Annotated in this window: 28 protein-coding genes, 1 tRNA gene and 1 pseudogene; 11 read left to right on the forward strand and 19 right to left on the reverse strand. The window is 70.4% G+C overall.

From position 1 onward, the window contains the following. Window positions 1–7: 7 nt before the first annotated feature. Both nrtL and AB0903_RS04790 read right to left on the reverse strand, forming a co-directional pair. Window positions 8–949, reverse strand: coding sequence for an ArgS-related anticodon-binding protein NrtL (gene nrtL / locus AB0903_RS04785; protein ID WP_366699014.1), 942 nt, complete (start codon window positions 947–949; stop codon window positions 8–10). Window positions 950–1,116: 167 nt separating this feature from the next. Next, complete coding sequence (locus AB0903_RS04790; RefSeq protein ID WP_366699016.1) at window positions 1,117–1,608, reverse strand: response regulator; 492 nt, start codon at window positions 1,606–1,608, stop codon at window positions 1,117–1,119. Window positions 1,609–1,880: 272 nt separating this feature from the next. Between AB0903_RS04790 and AB0903_RS04795 the strand changes: the two genes are divergently transcribed. Beyond that, a tRNA-Arg gene (locus AB0903_RS04795) sits at window positions 1,881–1,952 on the forward strand. Window positions 1,953–2,437: 485 nt separating this feature from the next. Here the strand turns inward: AB0903_RS04795 and AB0903_RS04800 are convergent. From AB0903_RS04800 to AB0903_RS04825, 6 genes and pseudogenes are all read right to left on the reverse strand, one after another. Then, the gene (locus tag AB0903_RS04800; protein WP_366699018.1) at window positions 2,438–4,627 is read right to left on the reverse strand and encodes a cation-translocating P-type ATPase; all 2,190 of its coding nucleotides are present in this window, start codon (window positions 4,625–4,627) and stop codon (window positions 2,438–2,440) included. A 21-nt stretch (window positions 4,628–4,648) separates the two neighbouring features. Continuing rightward, entirely contained in the window at window positions 4,649–4,966 is a 318-nt protein-coding gene (locus AB0903_RS04805; RefSeq protein WP_366699020.1) for a DUF1490 family protein, read from the reverse strand. Window positions 4,967–4,993: 27 nt separating this feature from the next. Further along, complete coding sequence (locus AB0903_RS04810) at window positions 4,994–5,917, reverse strand: metal ABC transporter permease (RefSeq protein ID WP_366699022.1); 924 nt, start codon at window positions 5,915–5,917, stop codon at window positions 4,994–4,996. Further along, window positions 5,914–6,816 (reverse strand): ATP-binding cassette domain-containing protein, encoded by a 903-nt coding sequence (locus AB0903_RS04815; RefSeq protein WP_366699024.1) that lies wholly within the window; start codon window positions 6,814–6,816, stop codon window positions 5,914–5,916. Before AB0903_RS04815 ends, AB0903_RS04810 begins: the two co-directional genes overlap by 4 nt. Window positions 6,817–6,857: 41 nt before the next feature. Further along, window positions 6,858–7,775 (reverse strand): zinc ABC transporter substrate-binding protein, encoded by a 918-nt coding sequence (locus AB0903_RS04820; RefSeq protein ID WP_366699026.1) that lies wholly within the window; start codon window positions 7,773–7,775, stop codon window positions 6,858–6,860. Between the two features lie 429 nt (window positions 7,776–8,204). Beyond that, window positions 8,205–8,885: pseudogene (locus tag AB0903_RS04825) on the reverse strand (S8 family peptidase); the annotation flags it as partial. 234 nt (window positions 8,886–9,119) lie between these two features. Here AB0903_RS04825 and AB0903_RS04830 point away from each other — a divergent pair. Beyond that, window positions 9,120–9,380 carry a hypothetical protein gene (locus tag AB0903_RS04830; protein ID WP_366699028.1) on the forward strand — a complete coding sequence of 87 codons (261 nt, stop codon included), beginning with the start codon at window positions 9,120–9,122 and terminating at the stop codon, window positions 9,378–9,380. On the opposite strand, the gene AB0903_RS04835 is transcribed toward AB0903_RS04830, so the two are convergent. From AB0903_RS04835 to AB0903_RS04880, 10 genes are all read right to left on the reverse strand, one after another. Beyond that, window positions 9,370–10,380 (reverse strand): ABC transporter substrate-binding protein, encoded by a 1,011-nt coding sequence (locus tag AB0903_RS04835; RefSeq protein ID WP_366699030.1) that lies wholly within the window; start codon window positions 10,378–10,380, stop codon window positions 9,370–9,372. The genes AB0903_RS04830 and AB0903_RS04835 overlap by 11 nt on opposite strands. 15 nt (window positions 10,381–10,395) lie before the next feature. After that, window positions 10,396–11,169 carry an ABC transporter ATP-binding protein gene (locus AB0903_RS04840; protein ID WP_366699032.1) on the reverse strand — a complete coding sequence of 258 codons (774 nt, stop codon included), beginning with the start codon at window positions 11,167–11,169 and terminating at the stop codon, window positions 10,396–10,398. A gap of 1 nt (window position 11,170) precedes the next feature. Beyond that, window positions 11,171–12,190 (reverse strand): iron ABC transporter permease, encoded by a 1,020-nt coding sequence (locus AB0903_RS04845; protein ID WP_366699034.1) that lies wholly within the window; start codon window positions 12,188–12,190, stop codon window positions 11,171–11,173. Window positions 12,191–12,383: 193 nt separating this feature from the next. Further along, on the reverse strand, window positions 12,384–13,202 hold the full coding sequence (locus AB0903_RS04850; RefSeq protein WP_366699035.1) for an S-methyl-5'-thioadenosine phosphorylase: 819 nt from the start codon (window positions 13,200–13,202) through the stop codon (window positions 12,384–12,386). Further along, a complete protein-coding gene (gene mtnC / locus AB0903_RS04855) occupies window positions 13,199–13,933 on the reverse strand; it encodes an acireductone synthase (RefSeq protein WP_366699037.1) in 735 nt (244 codons plus the stop codon). The genes AB0903_RS04850 and mtnC overlap by 4 nt, the downstream gene beginning before the upstream one ends. Further along, window positions 13,930–14,514 (reverse strand): cupin, encoded by a 585-nt coding sequence (locus AB0903_RS04860; protein ID WP_366699039.1) that lies wholly within the window; start codon window positions 14,512–14,514, stop codon window positions 13,930–13,932. Before AB0903_RS04860 ends, mtnC begins: the two co-directional genes overlap by 4 nt. A 4-nt stretch (window positions 14,515–14,518) precedes the next feature. After that, entirely contained in the window at window positions 14,519–15,184 is a 666-nt protein-coding gene (gene mtnB, locus AB0903_RS04865; protein ID WP_366699041.1) for a methylthioribulose 1-phosphate dehydratase, read from the reverse strand. Continuing rightward, window positions 15,181–16,257 (reverse strand): S-methyl-5-thioribose-1-phosphate isomerase, encoded by a 1,077-nt coding sequence (mtnA, locus tag AB0903_RS04870; protein ID WP_366699043.1) that lies wholly within the window; start codon window positions 16,255–16,257, stop codon window positions 15,181–15,183. The genes mtnB and mtnA overlap by 4 nt, the downstream gene beginning before the upstream one ends. Further along, window positions 16,254–17,477, reverse strand: coding sequence for a methionine adenosyltransferase (gene metK, locus AB0903_RS04875; protein WP_366699045.1), 1,224 nt, complete (start codon window positions 17,475–17,477; stop codon window positions 16,254–16,256). Before metK ends, mtnA begins: the two co-directional genes overlap by 4 nt. A 14-nt stretch (window positions 17,478–17,491) precedes the next feature. Continuing rightward, window positions 17,492–18,385, reverse strand: a complete 894-nt coding sequence (locus AB0903_RS04880) for a class I SAM-dependent methyltransferase (protein WP_366699047.1) — start codon at window positions 18,383–18,385, stop codon at window positions 17,492–17,494. 784 nt (window positions 18,386–19,169) lie between these two features. Here AB0903_RS04880 and AB0903_RS04885 point away from each other — a divergent pair. The 9 genes from AB0903_RS04885 to AB0903_RS04925 all read left to right on the forward strand — a co-directional run bounded on the left by AB0903_RS04885 (window position 19,170) and on the right by AB0903_RS04925 (window position 25,336). Continuing rightward, window positions 19,170–19,469, forward strand: a complete 300-nt coding sequence (locus tag AB0903_RS04885; protein ID WP_366699049.1) for a hypothetical protein — start codon at window positions 19,170–19,172, stop codon at window positions 19,467–19,469. Then, entirely contained in the window at window positions 19,454–19,753 is a 300-nt protein-coding gene (locus AB0903_RS04890; protein ID WP_366699051.1) for a hypothetical protein, read from the forward strand. Before AB0903_RS04885 ends, AB0903_RS04890 begins: the two co-directional genes overlap by 16 nt. Further along, window positions 19,754–19,927, forward strand: coding sequence for a hypothetical protein (locus AB0903_RS04895; RefSeq protein ID WP_366699053.1), 174 nt, complete (start codon window positions 19,754–19,756; stop codon window positions 19,925–19,927). It abuts the gene before it with no gap. Window positions 19,928–19,968: 41 nt separating this feature from the next. Further along, a complete protein-coding gene (locus AB0903_RS04900; protein ID WP_366699055.1) occupies window positions 19,969–20,736 on the forward strand; it encodes a methyltransferase in 768 nt (255 codons plus the stop codon). Between the two features lie 15 nt (window positions 20,737–20,751). Then, window positions 20,752–21,786 carry a pyridoxal-phosphate dependent enzyme gene (locus AB0903_RS04905; RefSeq protein WP_366699057.1) on the forward strand — a complete coding sequence of 345 codons (1,035 nt, stop codon included), beginning with the start codon at window positions 20,752–20,754 and terminating at the stop codon, window positions 21,784–21,786. Between the two features lie 65 nt (window positions 21,787–21,851). Beyond that, a complete protein-coding gene (locus tag AB0903_RS04910) occupies window positions 21,852–22,631 on the forward strand; it encodes a phytanoyl-CoA dioxygenase family protein (RefSeq protein ID WP_366699059.1) in 780 nt (259 codons plus the stop codon). A 36-nt stretch (window positions 22,632–22,667) separates the two neighbouring features. Next, on the forward strand, window positions 22,668–23,489 hold the full coding sequence (locus tag AB0903_RS04915; RefSeq protein WP_366699061.1) for a DUF364 domain-containing protein: 822 nt from the start codon (window positions 22,668–22,670) through the stop codon (window positions 23,487–23,489). Further along, a complete protein-coding gene (locus AB0903_RS04920; protein WP_366699063.1) occupies window positions 23,486–24,787 on the forward strand; it encodes an MFS transporter in 1,302 nt (433 codons plus the stop codon). The genes AB0903_RS04915 and AB0903_RS04920 overlap by 4 nt, the downstream gene beginning before the upstream one ends. A 126-nt stretch (window positions 24,788–24,913) precedes the next feature. Further along, a complete protein-coding gene (locus AB0903_RS04925; RefSeq protein WP_366699065.1) occupies window positions 24,914–25,336 on the forward strand; it encodes a Fur family transcriptional regulator in 423 nt (140 codons plus the stop codon). 612 nt (window positions 25,337–25,948) lie between these two features. Here AB0903_RS04925 and AB0903_RS04930 read toward each other — a convergent pair. Continuing rightward, window positions 25,949–26,383 carry an Asp23/Gls24 family envelope stress response protein gene (locus AB0903_RS04930; protein ID WP_366699220.1) on the reverse strand — a complete coding sequence of 145 codons (435 nt, stop codon included), beginning with the start codon at window positions 26,381–26,383 and terminating at the stop codon, window positions 25,949–25,951. Window positions 26,384–26,467: the final 84 nt, after the last annotated feature.

Consider the following 26,467-nt stretch of genomic DNA (forward strand, 5'->3'; position numbering starts at 1 on the left):
TCTCACATCACAGGTGTTCGGGTGCGCTGATGCCGAGCAGGGACAGGCCACCGGCGAGCACCGTCCCGGCGGCTTCGGCGAGGGCGAGCCGGGCACGGTGGGCGGCCGAGGGTTTCTCGTCCCCGACGGGCAGCACGGAGTGCTGAAAGGAGAGGAGATGGTCGGCGATGACTTCCAGCTGCCGGGCGAGCCGGTCGGGCGCGCGCAGGCGGGCTGCGTCGGCGACGACGGCGGCGTGGTCGCCGACGGCGGCGATGAGGGCGGGGGCGGCGGTGGGCTCTTCGGTGCTTGCGGCGAAGCCGAGCACGGCAGCGTTGCGGGTGAGCGCCTTGGCTCGGGCGTGGGCGTAGCGCACCCGGAAGAGCGGATTGCGCTCGTGCTGCGTAAGCAGCCCCTCCCCTGTCTTCGGCCTGTCGTGCGCAGCGGCGGCGAGCAGCGCCCAGCGGGCGGCGTCGGTACCGAGGCGTTCGCAGATCGCCTGGTCGGCGGCGGGCACGACGCGTACGGCCTCCCCCGGGCGGGGCTCTGCGCCCAGCCGCGCGAGAGTCTCCGCCCAGACACGGGCACGCAGCTCGTCGGGATGCGGGAACGGCGTGGCGGCCGGCCGGGGGGCGCCGTAGCCGGGGCCTTCGCGTAGGACCTTCTCCACGAGCTGCTCCTGCGCACTGCCGTGGAGCGTGAAGTTCAGGAACCCGGGCCCGGTGACCTCGACGCTTGCGATGCCCGGCTCGTCCCCGACGCGCTGCCTGATCGCCTCGGCCACCTCCAGGGCGGGCCGCCCGGCCCGGCTCGCGAGGCGCAGCGCGATCCCGGTGGCGTAGTCGCCCCGCCCGCCGGGCCGGGGCCGCTCGATCTTCACGCGGTCGGGGACATCGACACGCAGCACGCCGTCCCCCACGGCACGGCACACGGCGTGCCGCACGGTACGGGAGAGCTCGGCGGGGGTCACGGGACAAGCGTATGGGAGGAAGGGGGGCACTTTGCGAACCGGTTTCGCGATGCGGGCAACCGGGGAGTGAAGCGGCGGGTCGCCGCGATCAGCCCGGCGGGCAGCACGGGCGCGGCATGGCTCGTCCGGACGCGGTCCGAGGCAGACGGGCCGCCGGCAGCGACCCGTCAGCCCGCCGTACTCCCCGCCCGCCCGGCCTCATGCCTGCCGTCTACGGACGGCGGGCCCTCCCCGGCTTCCGGGTGCATCAACTGCCGCACGATCCGCACGAGTTCGGCCAGCTCGAAGGGCTTGGCGAGAAAGGCTTCCACGCCGGCCGCGACACCGCTGTCGACCTCGTACTGCGTGCAGGCGCTGATGATCGCGAGGGGGATCCGGCTGGTCCGCGGATCGTCCCGCAGCAGGGCAGCGGTTCGCAGACCGTCGAGCCGCGGCATGACGACATCGAGCGTGATGACGTCGGGCTGCACCTGATGCACGACATCCAGACACTCGGCACCATCGGCCGCGGTCACGACCTCGAAGCCCTCCAGCTCGAGGTTGACCCTGATCAGCTGCCGAATCACCCGGTTGTCATCAACAACGAGCACTCGGCCGGACGCGCCGGACACAACTCGAGAGTAGGTCCGCCGCCCCGGCTGCGTCCGGGTTTTCCCCACTTCCGACCCGTGCGGGCGAAGCGGGGGCACGCTGAGGCACCACGGGGGCGCAGGGCGGGGTGATCGCGTACGGGGGTCCTCGGACCTCCATGGACCATCGGCGAGCACTGGTCGACCACGGATCGACCATCGGCCGATCGCCGGTCGATCGCCGGTCGACACCACGGTCGATCGCCCCTCGGGACCGGCCCGGGGCTCTGAAATACCTGTTCACGGAGACCCTTCGGGAGCTGGTAGGGTTCTACCCGTCGCCAAGCAACAGCACGGCGCACGCCCCCGTAGCTCAGGGGATAGAGCAACGGCCTCCGGAGCCGTGTGCGCAGGTTCGAATCCTGCCGGGGGCACTCCGGGAAAGACTCCTGACCTGCAGAAATACAGGTCGGGAGTTTTTGCGTTCACGTCAAAACGCACACGGTCTCTTGACCGTTGCCCTTTCTCGGCCCCGTAGCGCCCCGATCAATCTGACCAGCCTTCTGTGTTGACGAATTCCCGCAGGTCAAAGCCACTTCGCGAGGCGCTCGGCAGCCATACTCACGACAAAATTCCGACCCTGGCACGGGTTTGGAGAGCAACGTCGTCTTCGCGCCGAGAACCGCTTCTGACCTGCCTGAATGTGGCTGACGCCACACGGAAACGTAAGCGCTCTGGTGGGTCGTTGCACCCAAGGCCCGGCATGCGCTGTTTGAGCGATTCGCGCCGTGGTTGGTCGGGCGGCAAGGGTGGTTGCCGCGCGCTGGCGGGCGCGGTGGCAGAGGTCCATGCCGGTCGCCGGGTTCAGCGCCAGATGGCACGAAAGGGCCGTTGTGTTCTGTCGAGGAGCCGCCAGTTGTCAGTGCACGCGGCGGTCCTCCAGGGGCGCCGCCTGTACCTGTTCGTCCGTTGTGCGGGGCAGGTGCGGGGTGTGATTGACCAGGCGGGCCGAGTTGGCGACGACGGCGATGCTGCTGGTGTTGTGGAGGAGGGCCGCGAGGACGGGGTTCATGGAGCCGCCGGCGCCGGCGACGAGGCCGAGCAGGTTGACGCCGATGGCCAGACCGTAGTTCTGGCGGACGACCCGCAGGGTGTGTCGGCTGAGTTCGACGACGGCGGCGACCTGGCGCAGGTCGTTGCCCGCGAGGGCGATGTCGGCGGTCTCCAGGGCGACGTGCGAGGAGTGCTCGCCCATGCTGATGCCGACGTCGGCGAGGGCGAGCGCCGGGGCGTCGTTGGTGCCGTCCCCGACCATGGCGACGGTGTGGCCCTCCGCCTGAAGGTCACGGATGAGCTGGAGCTTTCCTTCGGGCAGGGCGTGGGCGTGGACTTCGGTGATACCGAGCGTGTCCGCGACGACCTGCGCGGTCTCGGGGGCGTCGCCGGTGAGCAGGATCAGGCGGGATACGCCCAGGTCACGGAGTTGCCCGATGACGGTCCGTGCCCCGGCGCGTACGGCGTCCGACACGCCGAGGATGCCGATCAGGTTCTCGTCCTGGGCGATGCAGATGACCGTCTCACCGCCGGAACGCAGCCGCTGCGTCCAGCCCAGCGCCTCGTCGTCGAGCTCGACGCCATGCTCGCGCAGCAGAGCGGGGCTGCCCACCAGCAGCCGGGTGCCGTCCAGTTCGGCGCGCATGCCCATGCCGAGGACGACCGCGCACGCCTGGTGGATGGGCACGTGGAGGTGCTGCTGCTCGGTGTGGGCGACGATCGCCTGGGCCAGCGGGTGCCGGGCGTGCAGCTCCCCGGAGGCGGCCAGGCTCAGCACGTCGTCGGCGGTGAACCGGTCGCTGAGCGTCACCACGCTGGTCACCAGCGGCTTGCCGAAGGTGAGCGTGCCGGTCTTGTCGAACACGACGGCCGTGACCCGGCCGACGCCCTCCAGGTGGGTGCCGCCCTTGATGAGAGTGCCGCGGCGCGCCCCGTTGCCGATGGCGGCGCTGATCGCGGTCGGCGTGGCGAGCCCGGCGGCGCAGGGGCAGGCGATCAGCAACATGGTCATGGCCCGCCGCGCGTCCCGCGTCACGGCGTAGGTCACCGCCGCCACCGCGAACGACACGGGCACGAACCGGCGGGTGAACCGGGCGGCCACCGTCTGGATGGGGGCACGGTCGGACTGTGCCTCCTCGACGCGCGTGATGATCCGGCCGACCGTGGTGTCCCGGCCGACCTGGTCGGCTCGGACGGTGAGCGAGCCGGAGGTGAGAATCGTCCCGGCGTACACGTGGCTGCCGGTACGGGCGTACACGGGCAGCGCCTCGCCGGTGATGGCCGCCTGGTCGACGAGGGCCTCCCCGTCGACGGCGTGTCCGTCGACCGGGATGCGGTGGTGCTCGTACACGGCGACGACATCGCCCGGCTCCACCTCATCCAGCGCCGCCTCGACCTCGACGCCGCCCTCTCGTACGAGCCAGACGCGTTCCTCGCCGATCGTCAGCAGTTCCTCGATGGCCCGCCGGGTGCGGCGCAGCGTCAGCGTCTGCAGGAACTCGCCGATGTTCAGCAGCCACAACACGACGAGAGCCACCACGTTCTCCCGCAGCACCAGCGAGATCAACGTCGCGGCGGTGACCAGCGTGTCCGTGCCGGGGGAACTCCGGCCGCGCAGCGAGCGCAGGGCGCCGCGGAAGAACGGCAGCCCCGTGAACAGCACCGTGATCACTCCGCCCGCGCCCGTCGATCCGAGACCGAATCGGGGCCTGGCCAGCAGTCGGCGTACCGCGACGAGGGCGAGGACCGCTCCGCCGACGGCCAGCCGGGCCACCTCGCCGGTGGACGAGTCCGGTACGGACCGGGTCGGTTTGGCGGGCGCCGAGGCGGGCGGGGCCTCTTCGAGCGCGGCGACCAGCTCCTCGACGTCGAGGAGGTCCGGTGCCATCCAGATCACGATGCTTCCGGTGCGGGGAAAGATGCGCAGGGCACGGAAGCCGTCGATGCCGGCCAGCCGTTCGTCGACCAGCCCCGCGCTGCCCGGGCGCTCCCGCACCCAGGGGACGGTGAGCCTGGCCCGGCCGTTGGCGACCGAGCGGACGATCACATGCGACATGAGAAGCTCCCTCGCGGGTGCTCAGTGCTCGTGGCCGTGATCGTGCTCGTGGCCCTCGACCTTGACGGCGGACGGCGGGGGCGCCTCCTCACCGAGGGACGTACGGGCTTCCGCGAGCATGTCACCGGCCTTGAGCCTGGCTTCCTCGGCTGCCGAGGAGAGCCAGCGGCCCGCGACGATTCCGCTCGCGATGCCCCCGACGACGGCCTTGCGGGCCGCCGGCGTGCCGTCCGGCAGACGCTTGGAGAGCCCACGGATGATCAGGCCGCCCACGACCCCGGATGCCGCGTAGTGGGCGAGACGGCCGGCCGCGGCGCCGGCGACAGTGAGGGGATGCATGAGGTGCTCCTTCCCGAAGCCCTGCCTTCAGTCTGCACCCGCCCCGCGTGCCCGGGCGAGTCGTCGGCCCGCCCGGTTCGGGCCGTACAGACGGCAGGCGAGGTAGATCAGGAAGGAGATCGTGGTGACGTACGGGGAGACGGGGATACTGCTCCCGAGGGAGAGCAGCATGCCGCCCTGCATGGCAACGAGAGCGAAGAGCACGCTCAGGACGGGCAGCAGCGCGGCCGACGCCGTGATGCGCGCGGCGGCCGCCGCGGGTGTGACGAGCAGCGACAGCACCAGCAGCGCCCCGACGATCTGCACGCACAGCGCCACTGCCAGCCCGAGCACCACCATGAAAGCCAGGGACAACGCCCGTACGGGTACACCGCGGGCGTCGGCCACCTCCGGGTCGACGCTGGCGAAGGTCAGCGGACGCCACACCAGCGCCAGGGTGAGCAGCACCACGGCCGACGTGCCGGCGAGCCAGGCCAGCTGCGGCGTGTCGACGGCGATGATCTGCCCCGTGAGCAGCCCGAACTTGTTCGCCGCCCGGCCTTTGTAAAGCGACAGGAAGAGGATGCCCAGGCCGAGCCCGAACGGCAGGATGATGCCGATGACGGAGTTGCGGTCGCGAGCCCGGACGCCCAGGAGGCCGATCGCGGCGGCCGCCAGCAGCGCGCCGGCGATGGACCCGGCCACGACGTTCAGCCCCAGCAGCAGGGCCGCGGCGGCGCCCGCGAAGGACAGCTCGCTGATGCCGTGCACGGCGAACGGCAGATCACGCATGATCACGAACACTCCGGCGAGACCGCCGACCAGGCCGAGCAGGACGCCCGCGAGGAGGGAACCCTGGACCAGACCGAGCAGTTCGCCGTAGTCGCCGAAGTCGAAGATCTGCTGCCAGAGGCCGGGGTCGTCGCCCTGAGCGGTGGCCGCCGTCCCGGGGAGCGCTCCGCGCACGGTCATGACGGCCTGTCGGCGTTGGGCCCGGTGCCGTTCGGCCCGTTCCCGTGGTTGTTGTGCGGGGCGGCCGCGTCGGGTGCGCCGACGACCACCACACGGCCTCCGACGTGGACGACGTCGACCTGCGTCCCGTACAGCTCCGAGAGGACGGAGGTGGTCATCACCTCCCCCGGCGGACCGATCCGGAACCCGCCCGGGGCCAGGTACAGGACCCGGTCCACCATGCCGAGTACGGGGTTGATCTCGTGCGTCACGAACACGACGGCGGTGCCGGCCGCGTGGCGCCGCCGGTCCACCAAAGCGGTGACCGTGCGCTGGTAGTGCAAATCGAGGGAGAGCAGCGGCTCGTCGCACAGCAGGACGCGCGGGTCCGCGGCGAGGGCCTGGGCGACCCGTACGCGCTGCTGTTCGCCGCCCGAGAGCCTGCCGAGCGGTACGTCCGCGAACGGTGTCACCCCGACCGCCGCCAGGAGCTCGTCAGCGCGGTGGCGGTCCGCGCGGCGGGCGGGCCACGGGCCCCACCGGTGCCCGTCCATGCCGAGCCGTACCAGGTCACGGGCCCGCACCATGGTGTGCGCGGGCAGCGACCTGTGCTGCGGGACGTAGCCGATGTGCCGGCCGGTGTGCGCGTGGCCGGGGGCGCGGCCGAGAACGGTGAGGGAGCCCGCTGTGAGGGGCCGCCGCCCCAGGATCACCCGCAGCAGGCTGGTCTTGCCGGAGCCGTTCGGGCCCAGCACCGCCAGGAATTCTCCGGGCCGCACGTCGAGGTCCAGTCCCCGCCACAGCTCACGGTTGCCGTATGCGAGGGTCGCGTCGCGCAGGCTGATCACCGGGTCGGTGTGTCCGGGGCTCCGGCCGGCGGCGCGGCGGGAGAGCGGCTCGATGGCCTCCGTACCGTCCATGACGTGTCCGATTCGCGGAGTGAGGGCTGCCTCTCCTGGGGTTACTTCTCCAGTGCGCGCCCGAGTGCGTCGACGTTGTCGGTCATCCAGGCGATGTAGTCCTTTCCTGGCGGCAGGGTCTCGGTGACGGGGACGACCGGGATGCCGTTGTCGCGGGCGGCCTGCTGGACCCGCTCGGTCTGGGGGCTGGACGTCTGCTCGTTGTACACGAGCGTTTCGGCCTTCCTGTCGGCGAGCAGGTCGAGCGTCTCGCGCAGGACCCTGGGGGAGACCTCGTCGCCTTCCTCGACGGCCTCGCTGAAGTCCGGCGGTGTCACGTTCCGCAGTCCGCACGCTTCGATCATGTACAGCGGTACGGGCTCCGTGACGGCCACGGCGGCGCCCGCGTGGTCCTCCCGGATGCGCGCCTCCGCGTCCTCGACGGCCCGCAACTTCTCCTTGAAGTCGGCAGCGTTCTTCCGGAAGGCGTCGGAGCCGTCCGGGGAGGCGGTGGCCAGGGCGGCTGCGATCCGGTCGGCCAGCCGGCTCATCGTGGGCATGTCGTACCAGACGTGCTCGTTGAACTCTTCTTCCCCGGGGCGGTACATGCCCGAGACCTCGACGGCGTTGACGACCTCGGCCGAGGAGTTGTTCGCGCTGCGCAACAGGTCGCCGACGAAGCCGTCGTAGCCGCCGCCGTTCTCGACGACGACCTCGGCCCGGGACAGCTCCAGCCGGGTGCGAGTGTCGGCCTCGTACGAGTGGGGGTCCTGCGCGGGGTCGGTGATGACCGATACCACCCGTACGCGGTCGCCGCCGATCTGCCGTACGACGTCCCCGTACACATTGGTCGAGGCGACAACGGGGACGATCGCGGGGGATGGGGCAGAGGCGGGCGTCACCGAAGCGCCACAGCCAAAGAGCGGTACGAGCACGGCAGCGGTGACGACCACCAGGCCGCGGCCTGCGAACGCGCGCATAACGGTCCTCCCACCGGGGACGAAGCCGAAACGGTTATCACTTGAATTGTCGCGCCGTCGGCGTGGTCCTTCCACCGGAGGCATCAGTGGCGCGGCGCGGCGCGGGTACGCGCGCCACCGGAGGCAACGACACGCTGGCTGACGGGGGCGGCAGCCGCGGGTCCCGTTGTCAGGTTCAGCCCTCGTCGTCCTCCGGGAAGTCGCCGACCTCGTCCACGACCTCCGCGGCGACCAGGCCGCCCGCCACGCCGACGGCTGCGAGGCCCACGGCGCCGGCAGCCGTGGCCGTTGCCCATGCCGGGGCCGGTGTGCCCGTGACCGTCGTGGTGATGGCCGTCGTGCCCGTGATGCACGTGAGAGGTGTCCACCGGACGCGTCAAACCGAAGAAGCCGCCCGGGCGGCGCCCGGGCGGCTCGTTGTCGTGTCGGTCAGAAGAGCGAGTACAGCAGCTTGTTCGGGGAGCCGCTGCCGGCGCTCTTGACGACGCCGCTGGTGGCGTTGGCGGTCACGGCGTCACTGACCTGGGCCGGGGTGGCCGACGGGTTGGCGGCCAGGTACAGGGCGGCCGCCCCGGCGACGTGCGGGGTGGCCATGGAGGTGCCGCTGATGGTGCTGGTGGCGGTGTCGCCGGTGCTCCAGGCGGAGGTGATGCCGACGCCGGGTGCGAAGAGGTCCAGGCAGGTTCCGTAGTTGGACCAGGAGGACTTCGTGTCGGTCTTGTCGGTCGCGCCGATCGTGAGGGCCTCGGGGACGCGGGCCGGCGAGTATTTGCAGGCGTCCTGGGCCTTGCCGCCCTGGTTGCCGTTGCCGGCGGCGATCGCGTAGGTGATGCCTGAGGCGATGGAGTTCTGTACGGCCGCGTCGAGGGTGGAGTTGGCGCCGCCACCCAGGCTCATGTTGGCGACGGCGGGCTTGACGGCGTTGGCGGTCACCCAGTCGACTCCGGCGACGACGCCGGAGATGGTTCCCGATCCGTTGCAGTCGAGGACGCGGACGCCGACGATCGAGGCGGCCTTGGCGACGCCGTAGGTGGTTCCGGCGGTGGTTCCGGCGACGTGGGTGCCGTGGCCGTTGCAGTCGTTGCCGTTCTGGCCGTCGCCGATCGTGTCGGCGACGATCCGACTGGGCGGCCGGGCAGCTCACCACCGACCTCGGCACCTCCCTGGTCAGCGGCCGGCCGGTGGTCGGCATCCTCGCCGGCACCGTCGGCACCACCCTGGTACTCGGCGTCGTGCTGCCGGCGGCCGTCCTGCTCGGCGTCTCATCCGGGCTGTGGGAGGGCGGCCGCCTGTACCGGACGGTCACCTCGGTGACCCCTCGCACCGAACGTCGTACCGGACTTCATGCTGGCCCTGCCGATCGTCGCCGGGCTGTCCCTCAAGCTCGGCCTGCCGCCCGCCACCTGGATGGGTGTCGCGACGCCGGACCTCCTCGCCGAGCCCGCGCTGCTGGTCCTGCCGGTCACGGTGGTGGCCGCGCGCGTGGCGCGCCGCGGCGCTTTCCCCGACGCGACAGCCGCCCGGGCTCAGCGCTTGCGGCTCGGAGCGCCGGGGCCGTGCGGATCGGACACGGCCCCGGCGCGCTGCGACCCGGTCAGCTCTTGAGCTCGTCCAGGTACTTGGCGAACTTCTCCAGGCCGTCGATGTTGCGGGGCCCGCTGATGCCCTCGTTGTAGTCGAGGATGAAGAAGTTGTTCTTCTTGACGGCAGGCAACCCCTTCGTGTGGGGGGACTTCCTCAGGAAGTCGATCTTCTTCTGGGCGGGCAGGTCTCCGTAGTCGAGGATCATGATGACCTCCGGCTCCGCTTTGGCGACGGCCTCCCAGTTCACCTGCGTCCATCGCTGGTCGAGGCCGTCGAAGACGTTCTTGCCGCCGGCGGTCTTGATGATGTCGTTGGGCGGGACCTGGTTGCCCGCGGTGAAGGGTTGGTCGGTGCCCGAGTCGTAGAGGAAGACCGGGACCGGATCACCCTTGGGTGCCTTCGCCTTGACGGCCTCCACCCGCTTCTTCAGCCCATCGACGACCTCATCCGCCTTGTCCTCGACCTGGAAGATCTTGCCCAGCCGATCAAGGTCGGTGTAAAGGGCTTCGAACGGGGTGAGCTTCTCCGGGTACTTGGGGTAGTTGAAGCAGCTCTCGCTGTGCATGAAGCTCTGGATCCCGAGCTTGTCCAGGATCTCCGGGGTGATGCCCCGCTCATCCTTGAAGCCCGAATTCCAGCCGGCCAGGACGAAATCGGACTTGGCCTCGACCACGAGCTCCTTGTTGAGGAGATCGTCACTGAGCATCTTCACCTTGGCGTAGTCGCTCGCCCACGGGGACTCCTCCACCGGCGGGTTCGCCGGCGGCATCACGTAGCCGTGCACGTGGTCGACCAGCCCGAGGCTGAACAGCTTGTCGGCGCTTCCGCCTTCGTACGCCACGGCGCGCTTGGGGATCGTGTATTCGACCGGCTCACCGCACCTCTTGACGGTGGCCTTCTTGGGTGCCTTGGCGTCCGTTTCCACTTCGGCGCCGCAGCCGCTGAGCAGCAGTGTGGCCGCGAGCGCGGAGCCGAGGATGGTGTGCTGCCGCACCGTGCGGGGAGATCGAGTCATGGTCATACCTTGTGGTGCCTTTCACAGGGAGGGGTTGAGCGAATACAACAACTGCGGGTCACCCGTCAGCGGGTGGGACACGACGCTGGCCTTGACCCCGAACACCTCGTGGACGAGGTCCGTGGTGAGTACGTCCTCGGGCGTGCCGGTGGTGACAAGGCGGCCTTCACAGAGAACCCCGAGGCGGTCGCAGGCAGCCGCGGCGAGGTTGAGGTCGTGCAGCACGACCAGGACGGTGAGTCCCGAGCCGCGCAGGAGCGAGAGCAGTTCGACCTGGTGCCGTACGTCGAGGTGGTTGGTCGGCTCGTCCAGAACCAGGATCTTCGGCTCCTGGACGAGCGCACGGGCCAGCAGGACACGCTGGCGCTCCCCGCCCGAGAGCGTCAGGACTCCGCGCCGGGCGAGGTGGCGGATGTCGAGCCGGTCCATCGCGCGTTCGCACAGCTCCCATTCCCGACGGCTGAGCGCCTGGTTGCCCTGAAGGTGCGGTGCGCGTCCGAGTGCGATGACCTCTTCGACCGTGAAGTCGAGATCGACGGCGCCGTCCTGGGTCATGGCCGCGATGACCCGCGCAGAGCGGCGCACTGCCAGGCGGGAGAGCTCCTCCTCGCCCACCCAGACGGTGCCGGAGCTGGGGCGGAGCGCACGGTACACGCACCTGAGGGCAGTGGACTTGCCGCTTCCGTTCGGGCCGACCAGGCCCACGACCTGGCCACTTTCCACGTCCAGGGACAGGTCACGTACCAGGCTCCTGCCGTCGGTCACCACAGACAGCCCGTCAAGTCTGAGTTCCATCTCAGCGGCCTCCGAACATGTAGCCCTTGCGGCGCATCAGGGTGACGAACACCGGCACCCCGACGAGAGCGGTGATGACGCCCAGGGGCAGCTCACGCGGTGCCACCAGCGTCCGGGACACCAGATCGACCCAGACCATGAAGATCGCTCCGGCCAGTGGCGCCACGGCCAGCACGCGTGCGTGGGTGGCGCCGACGACCATGCGCACCACGTGGGGCATGACCAGTCCGACGAAGGCGATGGCGCCACTGACGGCGACCATCACTCCCGTCACGAGCGAGGCCAGGACGAGCAGGGCCTTGCGGTGCCGGTCGGGGCTGATGCCCAGACTCGCGGCGGTCTCGTCCCCGAGTGCCAGCACGTCGAGCGCCCGGCCGTACCGGTACAACACGACCAGGCCGAGAACGATGACCACGGACACGACCGGGAGCACACCCCAGCTCGCGGCGCCGAAGCTGCCCATGGTCCAGTACAGGACCATGCTGGTCGCCTCGCTGTCCGGCGCGAAGTAGATGATCAGGCTCATCACCGCTTGGAAGCCCAGCGACATGGCCACGCCCGTCAGGACGAGGCGCAGCGGGGAGAGCGTGCCTCGGCTGGAGGAGGCGGTATACACCAGGAGCGACGCGACCAGGGCTCCGATGAAGGCACCGGCCGACACCGCGTAGATGCCCAGCGCCGCCAGTCCTCCGGTGACCGTGACACCGACGGCTCCGACGGACGCGCCCGAGGAGACGCCCAGCACGAAGGGGTCGGCGAGCGCATTGCGCACCATGGCCTGGATGGCCACGCCGATCGCGCTCAGCCCAGCTCCCACGAGCGCCGCGAGCAGCACCCGTGGGGTACGGATCTGCCAGATGATCTGGTAGGTGGTCGCCTCGTCCGCGGCGATACGGCCGCCGCTCACAGCCGCCCACAGATACCGGGCGGTCTCCCCCGGCGTGATCACGGCGGCCCCCAGACCGATGGCCACCACGATCGAGGTGAGGAGAACGACGAACAGAGCGGCGCAGGCAAGCACCAGACCCTTACGGGAGGCGAGCCGGCCCTTCACCCCCGACGCGGGTTCGGGGGGTGCCGCGCCGGCTGACGTATCGGCGCCTCTGCTCGCCGATGGCGCAGTGATCGCTGGCGGTGACATGGAACTCGGCCTTCCAGGTTGAACGGAACGTACTGATCAGGCAGGTGGCGTTCGCCCGTGGGTGTGAACCGGCTCAGGGCAGGTCGATGGGCAAGGTCATGCCGTCGAGCGCGCGGGCGGAGGGGGAATCGTTGCTCTCGGGGAGCATTCCGATGGCATCGAGCACGACGCGGCGGAGGCGCTGGGTGTTCTCGGCGAAGACCTTGAAGACCTCTTCCTGGGCAACGCTCTCCGCCGCGTCGATGCCCGCGTCCAGATCGGTCACGAGGGCCACCGCGGCGTAGCCGAGGGCGAGTTCCCGGGCCAGGACCGCCTCGGGGTGCCCGGTCATGTTCACCAGTGACCAGCCGGCCGCCGCGAACCACTGTGACTCGGCGCGGGTCGAGAACCGGGGGCCTTCGACCACGACCATCGTGCCGCCGTCGACCGCCTCGATCCCGGCTGCGGCAGCTGCTTTGAGGAGCGCTTCGCGGCCGTGCTCGCAGTAGGGGTCGGCGAACGAGACGTGGACGGCACCTTCGTCGTAGAAGGTCTGGATCCGGCCGCTGGTCCGGTCCACCATCTGGTCGGGGACCACGATGGCGCCCGGGCCCAGCTCGCGCCGGAGTGAGCCGACCGCGCAGGGGGCCAGGATCTGGCGCACTCCTACGGACCGCATCGCCCAGAGGTTCGCCCGGTAGTTGATCTTGTGTGGCGGAATGCGGTGGCCACGGCCGTGCCGGGGCAGGAACGCCACTCGCCGCCCCTCGACCGTGCCCAGCATCAGGGCATCGGACGGTGGACCGTAGGGCGTGCCGATCCGGACCTCTTCCGCGTCGTCCAGCAGTTCGTAGAAGCCACTGCCTCCGATAACGCCGATGTCGGCCACCGGGGTGTTGCCGCTGACGCTCATGTGGGTGTTTCCTTTTCCCGTCTTGTTCTTCGGTGCAGCCGAATGTCGTCCAGGGCGGGGACCGTCGGGTGTCCGGCCACCTCCGGACCGCGCGGGTCTCCGGGGCGCCGCACGGCCACAGCCCTCCACCCCACGGCGGTGGCCGCGTCCAGTTCCTCTCCCACGTCGCTGAAGAAGACCGTTTCGTGTGCGGGGACGCCGAGGGCACGTGTGATGGCCCGGTAGGACTCCGGGTCCCGTTTGCCGCCCGCGCTGGACAGGTCGAAGTAGCCGTTCAGGAGCACGCTCAGGTCGCCGTGGTCGCTGTGCGCGAACCAGTCACGCTGAGCTGTCGCCGACCCCGAGGAGTAGATGTAACGGTCGATACCCGCCTGCCGCCATCGGGTCAGGGCCGCGGGCACGTCGTCGTAGACGTGGCCGGTCAGCGTGGAGCGGGCGTACCCCTCGGCCCAGATGAGCCCCTGGATCCTCTTCAGCGGCGGTGCCTTGACGTCCTGGTCGGACCAGGTGGTCAGCGCCGCGACGGCCCCGCCCTCGTCGAGGCGAGGATCACCGGTGCGGGTCCGTATCTCTTCCATCAGCTCTGTCCATGGAGGCTCGCCCCGGTGGGCCGCGAACCAGCAGGCGAAGCGCTCCCGCGCGTACGGGAAGAGCACCTCGTGCACGTGGGAGGCGGAGCCTGTGGTCCCCTCGATGTCGAGGACCACCGCCCGCACCGTCGACACGATCACGTCGCCGCCTCCGGCGTCAGGAGCACGTCGAGGCGGGGGAATCGCTGGGCGATGGGGTCGCCGGTGAAGTCGCCCACCCAGCCGTCCTCCTTCTCGAAGAAGCGGATCGCGGCGAACTCGGGACGCGGGCCCATGTCGAACCAGTGGCGGGTGCCCGCTGGTACGGAGAGCAGGTCGCCCGCCTCGCACACCACCGCGTGGACCCGGCCGTCGAGGTGGAGGTAGAAGCAACCCGTACCGTGGGCGAAGAAGCGCACCTCGTCCTCGGCGTGCCGGTGCTCTTCGAGGAAGGTGGAGCGCGCGTTGGCTGCCCGTTCCTCCCACTCGGGGCTCTCTTCCGGGTGGAGCTGAGCGACGTCCACCAGGCTCAGCCCTTCCCGCGCGCACAGTTCGTCGATCTCGGCGCGGTAGCGGGACAGCACCTCCTCCGGGCTGGTGTCCGGTGTGATGGTGCCGCGCAGCGGCCAGCGGCCGAACGCCACCGAGCAGGCTTGCAGGGTCTCCGCGATGCGGTCGTGGTCCCGGGTGCGCAGCAGCACCCTCCCGGGGTCGTCCTCCGGCATGACCTGAAGCAGGGTCATGAGTTCAGCCTTCCTTTCCTTCCGCGGGCAGCCCGGGACCGGCGAGTAGCAGCAGCCGGCAGATCGATTCCAGGCATTCCAGCCGGTTGCGGGCCTGGGCGAGGTCGCGTCCCCATGTGGTGATGCCGTGGTCGGTGATGAGAAGGGCAGGAGGTGCGTGCTGTGTGGCAGCCAGGTGGTCGGCCACGTCCGCGGCGATCCGCGGAACCTCGGGCCAGTTGGGAAAGACGGGCACCTCGGTACGTGTCGGGTCGGCCAGGCCCAGGCCCTTGAGCAGTTCGAACCGCTCGATGCGGAGCGAGGTCAGGCGCGTACGGTGGCCGGTGCGACACGCGACGGCCGTGGCGTAAGGGGAGTGGACGTGGATGACCGCACCCGCGTCCGTGGTCCGGTAGATCGCGGAGTGGATCGTCGTCTCGGCCGACGCCCGCAGCCGCCCTGGGGCTGCCTCCTCTCCCGTGTCAGCCAGCACGACGACCATGTCCTCCGCGGTCAGTTCCCCCTTGTCCCGGCCGCTGGCGGTGATCAGGACCGCCCTGCCGGGCAGGCGCACCGAGACGTTGCCGGCGGTGCCCGGCATCCAGCCGCGCTCGTACAGGGTTCGTGAGAACGCCGCGAGTTCACTTCCGACGCGTACTCGTTCGGCGTCGTCGATGACCGTGTGAGTCATGCCGGCACCTCACGCGGGTAACTCGTGCCGGGGGAACCGTGGGGCCTGAACACCTGGACCTCGGAGACGATCGCGGTGACCAGTTCGGCCGGGGTGACATCGAAGGCGGGGTTGAACACCGCGGCACCGGCGGGGGCGACCGCGACTCCCGCGAATCCCGTCACTTCACTCGAGTCGCGCTCCTCCACCACGATCCCCGAGCCGTCGGTCAGCTCGCGGTCCCAGGAGGACTCCGGAGCGACGATCACGAAGGGGATGCCGTGCCGCGCGGCGGCGACCGCGAGACCATACGTGCCGATTTTGTTCGCCACGTCCCCGTTCGCCGCGATGCGATCGGCCCCCGCCAGCACACAGTCCACCATCCCCCGGGCCATGGCAGCGGCGGCGGCGGAATCCACGCACAGCCGGTACGGCACACCCGCCTCACTCAACTCCCACGCGGTGAGCCGAGCCCCCTGGAGAAGCGGCCGCGTCTCGTCCACGAGCACCTCGGCCACCCGACCGCGCTCGTGCAACTCGATGATCGCGCCAAGTGCGGTGCCGACAGCGGCAGTAGCCAGGCGGCCGGTGTTGCAGTGAGTGAGGACGCGCGCAGGCCGGTCCGGGACCAACGACTGCACCAGGTCGGCGGCCCGTACGACGGCGGCCCGGTTGACCGTGGCGTCCTCCTCCAGCATGGCCATGGCCTCGGCGAGGACGGCCTCGGGCCCGTCGGCGAGCCGCGTCACGGCCCGGCGGACGGCCCAGGCCAGGTTGACGGCGGTGGGCCGAGCAGCCGACAGCCGCGCGGCATCGGCCTTCACAGACGCCAAATCGGTCCTACCGTACGAGCTGTGCCGGTAGGCGGAGAGCGCCACCCCCAGGGCGCCGACCAGACCGATGGCGGGCGCTCCGCGAATGGCCAGCGACGTGATGGCGTCGATCAGTTGATCCACCGTCTCAAGCCGCAGCACGCGGTATTCACGCGGCAATGCCCGCTGATCGACCGCGAGGATGCGCCCGTCGTCCCACGAAAGGGAGTGGGGGCGTGGCGATATCACTGTCTCGCTGTCCCCTTTCATATTCCTGCTCATATGCCCGCCGCCTTGCGCAGCGCGTCGACGCGGTCGGTGCGCTCCCAGGTGAAGTCGGGGAGCTCGCGGCCGAAGTGGCCGTAGGCCGCCGTCCGGCCGTAGATCGGCCGCAGCAGGTCGAGGTCGCGGATGATCGCGGCCGGGCGGAGGTCGAAGACCTCGCCGATCGCGGTCTCGATCCGCTCCACCTCGACCTTGGCGGTGCCGAAGGTCTCGACGAACAGGCCGACCGGCTCGGCCTTGCCGATGGCGTACGCGACCTGGACCTCGCAGCGCGAGGCGAGCCCGGCCGCGACGACGTTCTTGGCGACCCAGCGCATGGCGTAGGCGGCCGAGCGGTCGACCTTGGACGGGTCCTTGCCGGAGAACGCGCCGCCGCCGTGGCGGGCCATGCCGCCGTACGTGTCGATGATGATCTTGCGGCCGGTCAGACCCGCGTCACCCATCGGGCCGCCGATCTCGAACCGGCCGGTCGGGTTGACCAGCAGCCGGTAGCCCTCGGTATCCAGCTTGATGCCGTCGTCCAGGAGCTGCTTGAGCACGTGCTCGACGACGAACTCGCGGATGTCGGGCGCGAGCAGCGACTCCAGGTCGATGTCCGAGGCGTGCTGCGAGGAGACGACGACCGTGTCGAGGCGGACGGCCTTGTCACCGTCGTACTCGATGGTGACCTGGGTCTTGCCGTCGGGACGCAGGTAGGGGATCGTGCCGTTCTTGCGCACCTCGGTCAGGCGCTCGGACAGCCGGTGCGCGAGGTGGATCGGAAGCGGCATCAGCTCGGGCGTCCCGTCCGACGCGTAGCCGAACATCAGGCCCTGGTCGCCGGCGCCCTGCTTGTCGAGCTCGTCGCCCTCGTCACCCGCGGTGGCACCCTCGACGCGCTTCTCGTACGCCGTGTCGACGCCCTGCGCGATGTCCGGCGACTGGGCGCCGATCGAGACGGAGACGCCGCAGGACGCGCCGTCGAAGCCCTTCTTCGAGGAGTCGTAACCGATCTCCAGGATCTTGTTGCGCACCAGCGTGGGGATGTCGGCGTACGCCTTGGTCGTCACCTCGCCGGCCACGTGCACCAGGCCGGTGGTGATCAACGTCTCCACGGCGACACGGGAGGTGGGGTCCTCCCGCAGCAGCGCATCGAGAATCGTGTCGCTGATCTGGTCAGCGATCTTGTCGGGGTGACCCTCGGTCACGGACTCCGAGGTGAACAGACGACGGGACATGAGTCTCCTGTAGGTCAACCGACCCGCGGCACGGGCTCGATGGGCCGGCCGACGGCCGGCAAGCTGCGGGCGCTTCGGGGCGAGCGAGGCGGGGCGACGCGACGGAGAGTCCCCGTGCCCACAAGCGCGGAGAAGTTGATCGTGTCGCGGCCCTCGGCGAGCAGGCCCACCGCGAACCGCCGACGGACGCGTTCCACCGCGGCGACGGGCAAACCGTCGAACAGGTCCCTGAACCTGGTGCCGGACACCAGGGGCCACAACAGGTCGGGGTCGCCGGGCACAGCGAGCGGGACGTACTGCACATCGATGAATGACAGCGAGCGGGCAGCGAGCCAGTCCCGGAACGACCGGGGTGTGCTGATGGGTTGGAGCGGATTGGACAGCCGTGGGACGTCGGGAAGGCGCGGCCGTTCCGGCACGACGGCCCGATGCATCAACTCAGCCAGCGACTCGAACGCGCCCTGGGCCCAGACGGCCACGGCCAGCCGGCCGCCAGGCCGGACCAACCTCAGCAGTCGCTCTGTTCCTGCCGCCACGTCGGGGAACGAGGAGATCCCGAGCGAACACACCACGGCGTCGTAACCACCGGGAGGTGCGGGCCACTCGAGGACGTCGCCGTGGACGAAGCGCACGTTGGAGAGACCGCGGATCGCGGCCTTGGCGCGGCCCCGCTCGAGCGAGGACTCCACGAGGTCGACCGCGTCGATCACGCCGTGCGGGCTGACCTGCTCAGCGGCCGGGATCGCGGACGCCCCCGAGCCGCAGCATGCGTCGAGGACACGCACCCCGGGGCGCAGGCGCGCAGCCTTGACGGTCGCCGCGCCGATCGGCGCCCACAACGCGCTGAACAGTTGGTCGGAGCTCTCCGTCCCTTCTGCCAATCCGGCGGCCACGTCGCGCGGTTCCATGCAAACTCCCGTCCGAGGGTGACAGCGAGAACAACGTACATGAAAATGATTATCAATACTATCTCTCCGGCGATGGGCGCCGCGCCAGAACGCCGAAGCCTCACGCTCCGACCGTCGGCGCCGCCGACAGGACCGGCACCGAGGCGCCCTGGCCCAACTACGGCACCAGCCTCGCCCTCTCGGCCCACGGCGCGGGCATCACCTCGGCGTGGAGCACCGGCGACTGGTGTGGGCGGCGACCGCCTGCGCCCCGAGGCTCACCACGCTCGCCACGAGGGGCTTGCCGAAGGTGAGCGTGCCGTCCTGTCGAAGACGACGGCGGTGACGCGGCCGATGCCCTCCAGGTGAGCGCCGCCCTCGATGAGAGCGCCACGCACCTGCCCGGGTCCCCGGACTCACGCCACGCGCACGGAGTGCGACTGGCCTGCGGACGTCGCCACAGGGTCCACTCGCCCCCTGAGTGGGCATCAGACGATGTTGACAATCATTTTCATCTGATGGATGCTGCTCGAGCCCCGCACCCTCCGCCCCGTCCAGCGGTCGCGGTGCGGGGACCACTCCATGTGATCTCCTGGGAGCAGCATGTCGGTCTTTCGCAGCCGCCGAGAATTCCTCGCCCTCACTGACACCGTCCGCGCCCTGGCGCTCACCGGGTGCGGTGCCGGCTCTGGGGGTGCGGGCTCTGGCAGTGGCGGCCCGGCGGCGGGCGGCATGAGGAAGCCCCGGCGCGGCGGCCGGCTCCGCGGACCGCTCACCGATGGTGTCTTCGACCGACTCATGACAGGTGAAAGGTTTCTTCGCGCACCTGCACAGTCGTGGCCGCCGCCCCGTCCTCCTCTGGGTGGACCTGGCCCTGTCCGCCAAGGCGTGCGTCGGTGTGGCCGGGCTGTCCGGGCCCGTCAAGACACCCCTGTCCCGGTGCGTCGCCGGGCTCCACGAACGCCGGCGCGGCCGGGTGCTGCTGGACGGTGTGGTGCTTGCCGTGCTGCGGCGGTGCACCACCGAGCAGAAGCGACGCGTGCGGTACGTCCGGGCAAAAGCCCGCGCCGCTGCGACGAACGGCATCCGGTGGTCGAGCAGGTAACCCGTACCGCCGTACGACTCCGCGGCAGCGCGCCCGCCGAAGCGCCGGCCGAGGCACATCCGCCGCTGGGCCTGCAGGGGCCGGACGAGAAGACCCTCGAACGGCGCTCCAGTGGCCCGTCAAGCGGCGAGTTGCCACGGGTGGCGCCGGCGCGGGCCGCCATCGCCACCCCCGACGTCCTGGACTGCGACGAGATCACCACGGCCCTCGACCCGGCCGCCACCGCAGCGGTCCTCGCCGGACTCGCCCGGCTCCGCGAGGAGCACGGCACCGCGCTCCTTTGAGTGAGTCACGACCTCGAACTCCTCACCGTCGTCGCGCACCACAGCATCGAAACCGGAGCACCCCACCCGGCGCTGGAGCGGGCCACGCTCACCCGGCACCTCGTACGCGCCATGGATCTCGGTACGGCGCCGGCGGCCACTGACCTGGCCGCGCCGGCCGCACCCGGTTCCTGACTTCACGAGCTTCCACCACACGCCCCGACCACGGAGGACCCATGACCGACCGGACCGCAGCCGGCGCCGCAGCGTCCCAGGACGACGCCCGTGCCCTGCTGGACTCGCTGCCCGACACGCTGCCCCGGGACGAGATCCTCGCGATCAACAGCTCCAAGACCGACATCCACACCACCCGGACGTACGAGTACAACGGCTGGGAATTCATCCTGCCGCCGGGTGTCTTCAAGCCGGGCGACACCAGCCGCATCGTGCACGACCGGCTGCTGGACGGCACGATCCCCGTCAAGGGCAGGTCTTACGCGGCCATGGGCGCCGGCCTCGGGGTCGAGGCCGTCATCGCCGGCACGCTCGGGGCTCGGGAGATCTACGCGGCCGACGTCCACCCGGACAGCGTGGAGACGGCCGCCGAGCATTACCGGCGCATTGTCGGGGACCGGCCGGACACCGTTTTCCGGCCCCTGGTGTCCAACCTCTTCGAGGAGTTCCCCGACTCCGCCCGGCTGGACGTCATCAGCTTCAACCCGCCCGCGGTCTCCACACGGACCAGCGACGATCCGACCGTGGTCCGCAACGTCTGTGTGGGCGCCGAGATCGTCACGCGCTTCTTCGACCAGATCGTCACCCGCGACCTGCTCGCGCCCGAGGGCGAGATCTATCTGATCGTGTCCAACACCGCCGAACTCAAGCGGATCGTCGGCTACGGGATGGAGGCCGGGTTCCGGCCCGAGATCCTGCACCGCCAGACATGGGAGGGCGACGACTGCCAGGCGTACCTGTTCAAGCTCATCCGCCACGACGCCGCCTGACCGGGAGGACAAGACATGCACGATCACATAGCCGAGGCCGTCAAGGAACCGGACGTCGTGACCGTCCCGCCGGGCGCGATCTGTCTGCGCTTCGAGACGATGAAGCTGTACTCGGCCCTCGGCGCCGTACGTCACCTGCTGGAGACCGGACAGGTCAAGCCCGGCGACACCCTCGTCGACAGCTCCAGCGGCATCTACGCCCACGCGCTCGCCCTCGCCTGCCACCGCTATGGCCTCAACTGCCACATCGTCGGCTCGACGACCGTGGACCGGACCCTGCGGGTCCAGCTGGAGATCCTCGGCGCCACCCTGGAACAGGTCCGGCCGTCCAAGAACCTGCGCCTGGACCAGAACCTCCGCGTGGAGCGGATCGGGGAACTGCTGCGCGAGAACCCGCACTACCACTGGATGCGGCAGTACCACGACGCCACCCATTACCTGGGTTACCGGGACGTCGCCGACCTCATCCGCAAGGAGGTCCCGGAGGGCCCGCTGTCGCTCGTCGGGGGCGTGGGCACCGGGGCGTCCACCGGTGCCATCGCCACCTACCTGCGCGAGGCGGGCCGGGACGTGACGCTCGTCGGGGTGCAGCCGTTCGGCAGCGTCACCTTCGGCGCCGAGCACGTCACCGACCCGGACATGATCATCGCCGGTATCGGCAGCTCCATCCCCTTCCAGAACGTCCGGCACGACCTGTACGACCGCATCCACTGGGTCAACTTCGACTACGCCATGTCCGGCGCCGTCGAACTCCTCCGCGCCAGCGGCATCTTCGCCGGCCTGTCGGCCGGCGCCGCATACCTCGCCACCCTGTGGGAGCGGGAGCGCGACTCCGACAGGACGTACGTCTTCCTCGCCGCCGACACCGGGCACCGTTACGTCGACAGCGCCTACGCCAACCACGCCGACGCCGTGGGCCTCGGATCGATGCGGCCCCACGAGGTCACGGCGCAGGACGAGCTACGGCACCCGTGGTCCGCCATGGACTGGCCGCCCACCGACAGCGCGCTGCTGCGTGACGCTCCTGTGCTGGTGCCCGAGAGGGCCTAGCGGCGCCTGCCGGGGCCGACCGATCGCCCCCTTCGTACCGTCTTTCACCGGAAGGTGTCCCATCGATGTCCCTCGACGAGCAGCTCTCACGCGGTTTCGTTCTCCTGCCCCGCCTCCTCGACGTCGCCGAGACGGCGGCTCTGGGCGAGGCGGCGGAAGCCGTGCTCGCGCGCGTGACGAAGAAGACACCTGAACGGGTGGCCGACGTCACCGTGTGGCCGGACGGACACCGGCTGGAGCAGGTGGACGGCACCACCGTCCACTGGGAGCCGGACGCCCGTCCGCCCGCGGTCCGCAGCCTCGCGCCGGTCACGCACCTGCACCCGGCACTGGACGCCCTGTGGACGGACGAGCGGGTCACCGGCCCCATGCGGCGGATCGTAAACAGCGAGCGGCTCGGGCCGTTCACCTCCAAGCTCAACTTCAAGCGTGCGGGAGTCGGTTCGGAATTCCGCTGGCACCAGGACTACCCGTACTGGTACTGCTGCGCCGGGCCCGACGCCCGGGACGTCGCCACCGTGATGATCTTCCTCGACGACGTCACGGCCGACAACGGCGCCCTGGAGATCGTGCCGGGCAGCCACCTGGCCGGTCCCGCGCCGCGGGACCGCTCCGAGCCCACCGGCCTGCTGGTGGACGTCGCGCGCACCGATGCGAGCGGCGCGGTCACCGTCGAGGCACCGGCCGGCTCCGCCCTGATGTTCCCCGGGCTCATCGTGCACCGCTCCGGCCCCAACCGGACGTCACGGGACCGGCGTTCCCTGCTGCTGTGCTTCCAGCCCGCCGGACGCCCCACACTCCCGGGGCTCCCCTACCGGGCGGAGCGGCTGGCCGACCTTCCCTGACTTCCCTCCCTTCCATCCCCCCGAGAAAGAACCGATATGCCTCTCTCACAGCCGTACTCCGTACCCGAGCTCCAGCAGGCCGTCCTCGACGGCGCCTACGGGCCGCGCCCCCAGGAACTGGCCGTCACCAGCGCCTTCTGGCTCCACCACACCACCCGGCTCGCCGGCAGCCAGGTCACCTACCGCAACAGCTACCTGCTGATGAGGTCCGGCGACGCCTTCGGCGCCTGCTCCTTCGAAACCGGCGAGGTCGCCCCCGACTTCTGCGCCGACGCCTCCGGGCACACCCTCGACACCCTGATCCGGCACGACTCGGCGCCGGTGCGCATCGCCGCGCTCGACGCCTACCTCGGGCGCGTACAGCCGCACCGCAGCGCCGCGAACGCCGAACCCGTCATTCTTCCCACCGGAACGCCGGAAGAACGCGCGGAGGCCAGGGACGCGGCCGTCGCCGGGCTCCTCGACATCGCGCCCGGCGCGAAAGTCGCCCTCATCGGCGTCGTCAACCCGCTCGTCGCCGCGATACGCGAGCAGGGCGGCACCCCGCTGCCCTGCGACCTCAACCTGCGCACCACCAACTGGGGCGACCCCGTCACCGACGACATGACGCAGGTCCTCGCCGAGGCCGACGCCGTGGTCGCCACCGGCATGACCCTCAGCAACGGCAGCTTCGACCAGATCCTCGAACACTGCCGCAAGCAGGAACTCCCGCTGGTGGTGTACGCCCAGACGGGCAGCGCGGTCGCGCGCGCCTTCCTGGGTGCCGGCGTGACCGCGCTGTCCGCCGAGCCCTTCCCCTTCTCCCAGTTCAGCGCCGACGCCACCGCGCTGTACCGGTACCGGGCGGAGCAGGCATGAGCAGCGAGACCCAGGGCGTTACGGCCTCCCCAGAGGCTCCCGCTGAGGCCACCGACACGGTCGTGGGGCAGGCTGTGACGGGCGACGGAGCCGTACCGGGCGATTGGAAGATGACCCGCCTCCTGTGGCCGTTCATGCTCGCCTCGGCCGTCGGGCTGGTGCCCTTCACCATCTACAGCACCTTCCTCGTGCCCATCGCCCACGCCGCGGACGGCGGCGTCGCCGCCCTCGGCCAGCTGCGCGGCCTCGGCGGCCTCGCGGCGTTGGCCGTGGGCACCGCGCTGGCACCGCTGATCGACCGCGTACGCAAGGAATGGGCGGCCGCAGGGGGACTCGCCGTGCTGGCCGTCTCCGCCGCGCTCGGCGCGAGCGGCGACTTCCTGCTGCTGGCGGCCTTCTGCCTGCTCGTCGGCGCCGGTACGGCGGTACTGAACCCGGCGCTGACGGCGGCCGCCGCCGACCGCTTCGACAACGAGGCCGCCGCGGGCCGCGCGGCGACGCTGATCACCGCCACGCAGTCGTTGACCGCCCTCCTCGCGGCGCCGCTCGTCGCTCTGCCGGCCCTGCTGTGGGGCTGGCAGGGTGACCTGTGGGCCATCGCCGCGATCTCGGCCGTGCTGGCCCTGTACTTCCTCCTCCGGGGCCGCCGTCGCCACGATGTGGGTGGCGCGGCGGAGAAGGTCGAGAAGCCGGGGTACCTGGAGTCGTTCCGGCTGCTGGGAGCCCTGCCCGGAGTGGTGCCGCTGCTGCTGGTCGCCATGCTGCGGACGGCGGCCTTCATGGGGTACCTCGCCTACCTCGCGGCCTTCTACGACGAACGCTTCGGTCTCGGACCCGAGACGTTCGCGATCGTGTGGACGCTCAGCGGCACGTCGTTCTTCCTCGGGAACCTGTTCGCCGGGCGACTGCTGAGCGCCGAGAAGCCGAGGATCCCCAGCGAGCGCCTGATGGCACTGGCGCTGCTGGTGGCGCTGTCCGCCCTGGTCGGCGTCTTCTTCACGGAGTCCCTGTTCCTCGCCCTGCCGCTGACGGCACTGGTCGGCGTCGGACACGCGACGGTGGCGGCCTGCGTCACCACGCTGCTCGTGCGACGCTGCGGTTCCCTGCGCGGCACGGCGCTCAGCATCAACGCCGCCGGCATGAGCTTCGGTGTCTTCCTCGGCGCCGGACTCGGCGGTGTCGGGCTCGCGCTCGGCGGATACCCCGGTACGGCGGCGGTGCTGGGCGGGCTGACACTCGTGGCACTCGTCCTCGCTCGGCTGGTGGCCCGGTCCACACCTCCGCCCACGATGGACTGAGGCCCCACCGCATGTCCCGAACACGGCATGCGATCGTCATCGGGCCCGGGGCCGGCGAGCCGTGCAACGTGCTCCGCAGGCCCCGGGCGTCGTACCGCAGGAACAGCGTTCATCAGGGAGTCAGTTGTGACGGTCACAGGGGCGGAGACCAGCCGGCGCATGACACGCCAGCGCGCCGCCGTCGGACAGGCCCTCGCCGACTGCCCCGGCTTCGTCTCCGCCCAGGAACTCCACGCGCTGATGGGCGAGGCGGGTGTCCGCGTAGGGCTCACCACCGTCTACCGGGCGCTGCAGGACCTGGAGCGGGCCGATGCCGCCGACGTCGTACGCGACGACGTGGGAGAGAAGCTCTACCGGTACCGCCCCGAAGCCGAACACCGCCACTACCTCCTGTGCCGTCGATGCCGCCGCAATGAGCCCTTGGACACAGATGTTGTCGAGGACTGGGTCGCCGCCGTCGTACGCTCGACGGGCTTCGAGGAGGTCGAGCACACACTGGAACTCATCGGAATCTGCGCCGACTGCCAGAACGGCGGGGACCACGTCTGAGGGGAGCCGCCATCGAAGAAGCCCGCGTCCAGTACGCGGAGGAGTACCGCGTCAGACACTTCGAAGCTCAGGAAGCGGCTTGGCGCCACGCCACTCAACTGACGGAATACGTGAGCACCATGGCCTCCCCGCACGCCGTCGGCGTCGCCGCCCGAGTCGCCGAGGACATCGAGTCCGCCGACCTCAGCAGCGTGGCAGGCACACCGGCGTTCTGCGTCAACGATCGCCGACACCACGGCCCCTACGACATCACGAGCCTGTCGGCGGCCGTCCGGGACCTGGACCGCGGGCGCCAGCAGACAACACAATCGAGACAGGAGCACTGGAAAGGGACATTTCCAGATCGTGGGACATGCGTGGGACCGCGCGGCCAACATAGCGTCAGGTGTTCCGCCGACCTGGGAAAACGCTGGAAAGGCCGACGACCTCCGGAGCCGTGTGCGCAGGTTCGAATCCTGCCGGGGGCACAGAAGCCGGAACAGCGTGAACCGCCCGCCGACCTGCGGAAGTGCCAGACTTCAAGAGCGGACCCAGTCCCACTGGGTCCGGCTCTTTTTCGTTGTCGCTCACTCATCGCGAGTGAGTGGCGAGTGGGGCAGTCACCGACAGGGGCTACTCGACTCGCCGTCCGGACTCCTTCTCTTCCTCTTCGTCGTCAGGGAGATGCACGTCGCTGACCGTGATGTTGACTTCGACGACTTCCAGGTCCGTCATCCGCTCGATGGCGGAAATCACGTTCTCGCGTACATCACCCGCGACATCGCCGATCGCCAAGCCGTACTCGACGATGAACTCGAGGTCGACGGCGGTCTGCTTCTCGCCCACCTCGACCTTGACTCCGGCGGTGACCGCCTTACCCGTGCCCGGCATGCGTTCCCGCATGGCCCCCACGCCCCGTGCGAGCCCGCCGCCCATCGCGTGGACGCCTGGGACTTCCCGGGCGGCCATGCCGGCGATCTTCGCGACCACACCGTCGGCGATCGTCGTCCTGCCCCGTGATCCCGGGTCGTTCGCCCCGGGCTGTTTCCGGTCGTCGGCAGCCATCATCACGGTTGCCCTCCCACGTGTAGGTAGTGGTTGCGTCACTTCTTTCACGCTAACGCCGACAGCCCACCAACGCCGCTGGGGGAG

The sequence above is a fragment of the Streptomyces sp. NPDC048389 genome, from assembly GCF_040706335.1.
In the GTDB taxonomy this organism is placed as follows: Bacteria; Actinomycetota; Actinomycetes; order Streptomycetales; family Streptomycetaceae; genus Streptomyces.

What these genes read in the sequence shown, in the direction of transcription:
- AB0903_RS04800 (WP_366699018.1), bottom strand. Translation starts at nt 4,627, where the DNA reads ATGTCGCATGTGATCGTCCGCTCGGTCGCCAACGGCCGGGCCAGGCTC.
- AB0903_RS04805 (WP_366699020.1), bottom strand. Translation starts at nt 4,966, where the DNA reads ATGCATCCCCTCACTGTCGCCGGCGCCGCGGCCGGCCGTCTCGCCCAC.
- AB0903_RS04810 (WP_366699022.1), bottom strand. Translation starts at nt 5,917, where the DNA reads ATGACCGTGCGCGGAGCGCTCCCCGGGACGGCGGCCACCGCTCAGGGC.
- AB0903_RS04815 (WP_366699024.1), bottom strand. Translation starts at nt 6,816, where the DNA reads ATGGACGGTACGGAGGCCATCGAGCCGCTCTCCCGCCGCGCCGCCGGC.
- AB0903_RS04820 (WP_366699026.1), bottom strand. Translation starts at nt 7,775, where the DNA reads ATGCGCGCGTTCGCAGGCCGCGGCCTGGTGGTCGTCACCGCTGCCGTG.
- AB0903_RS04830 (WP_366699028.1), top strand. Translation starts at nt 9,120, where the DNA reads ATGCTGGCCCTGCCGATCGTCGCCGGGCTGTCCCTCAAGCTCGGCCTG.
- AB0903_RS04835 (WP_366699030.1), bottom strand. Translation starts at nt 10,380, where the DNA reads ATGACCATGACTCGATCTCCCCGCACGGTGCGGCAGCACACCATCCTC.
- AB0903_RS04840 (WP_366699032.1), bottom strand. Translation starts at nt 11,169, where the DNA reads ATGGAACTCAGACTTGACGGGCTGTCTGTGGTGACCGACGGCAGGAGC.
- AB0903_RS04850 (WP_366699035.1), bottom strand. Translation starts at nt 13,202, where the DNA reads ATGAGCGTCAGCGGCAACACCCCGGTGGCCGACATCGGCGTTATCGGA.
- AB0903_RS04860 (WP_366699039.1), bottom strand. Translation starts at nt 14,514, where the DNA reads ATGACCCTGCTTCAGGTCATGCCGGAGGACGACCCCGGGAGGGTGCTG.
- mtnB (WP_366699041.1), bottom strand. Translation starts at nt 15,184, where the DNA reads ATGACTCACACGGTCATCGACGACGCCGAACGAGTACGCGTCGGAAGT.
- mtnA (WP_366699043.1), bottom strand. Translation starts at nt 16,257, where the DNA reads ATGAGCAGGAATATGAAAGGGGACAGCGAGACAGTGATATCGCCACGC.
- metK (WP_366699045.1), bottom strand. Translation starts at nt 17,477, where the DNA reads ATGTCCCGTCGTCTGTTCACCTCGGAGTCCGTGACCGAGGGTCACCCC.
- AB0903_RS04880 (WP_366699047.1), bottom strand. Translation starts at nt 18,385, where the DNA reads ATGGAACCGCGCGACGTGGCCGCCGGATTGGCAGAAGGGACGGAGAGC.
- AB0903_RS04900 (WP_366699055.1), top strand. Translation starts at nt 19,969, where the DNA reads ATGACCGACCGGACCGCAGCCGGCGCCGCAGCGTCCCAGGACGACGCC.
- AB0903_RS04905 (WP_366699057.1), top strand. Translation starts at nt 20,752, where the DNA reads ATGCACGATCACATAGCCGAGGCCGTCAAGGAACCGGACGTCGTGACC.
- AB0903_RS04910 (WP_366699059.1), top strand. Translation starts at nt 21,852, where the DNA reads ATGTCCCTCGACGAGCAGCTCTCACGCGGTTTCGTTCTCCTGCCCCGC.
- AB0903_RS04915 (WP_366699061.1), top strand. Translation starts at nt 22,668, where the DNA reads ATGCCTCTCTCACAGCCGTACTCCGTACCCGAGCTCCAGCAGGCCGTC.
- AB0903_RS04920 (WP_366699063.1), top strand. Translation starts at nt 23,486, where the DNA reads ATGAGCAGCGAGACCCAGGGCGTTACGGCCTCCCCAGAGGCTCCCGCT.
- AB0903_RS04930 (WP_366699220.1), bottom strand. Translation starts at nt 26,383, where the DNA reads ATGATGGCTGCCGACGACCGGAAACAGCCCGGGGCGAACGACCCGGGA.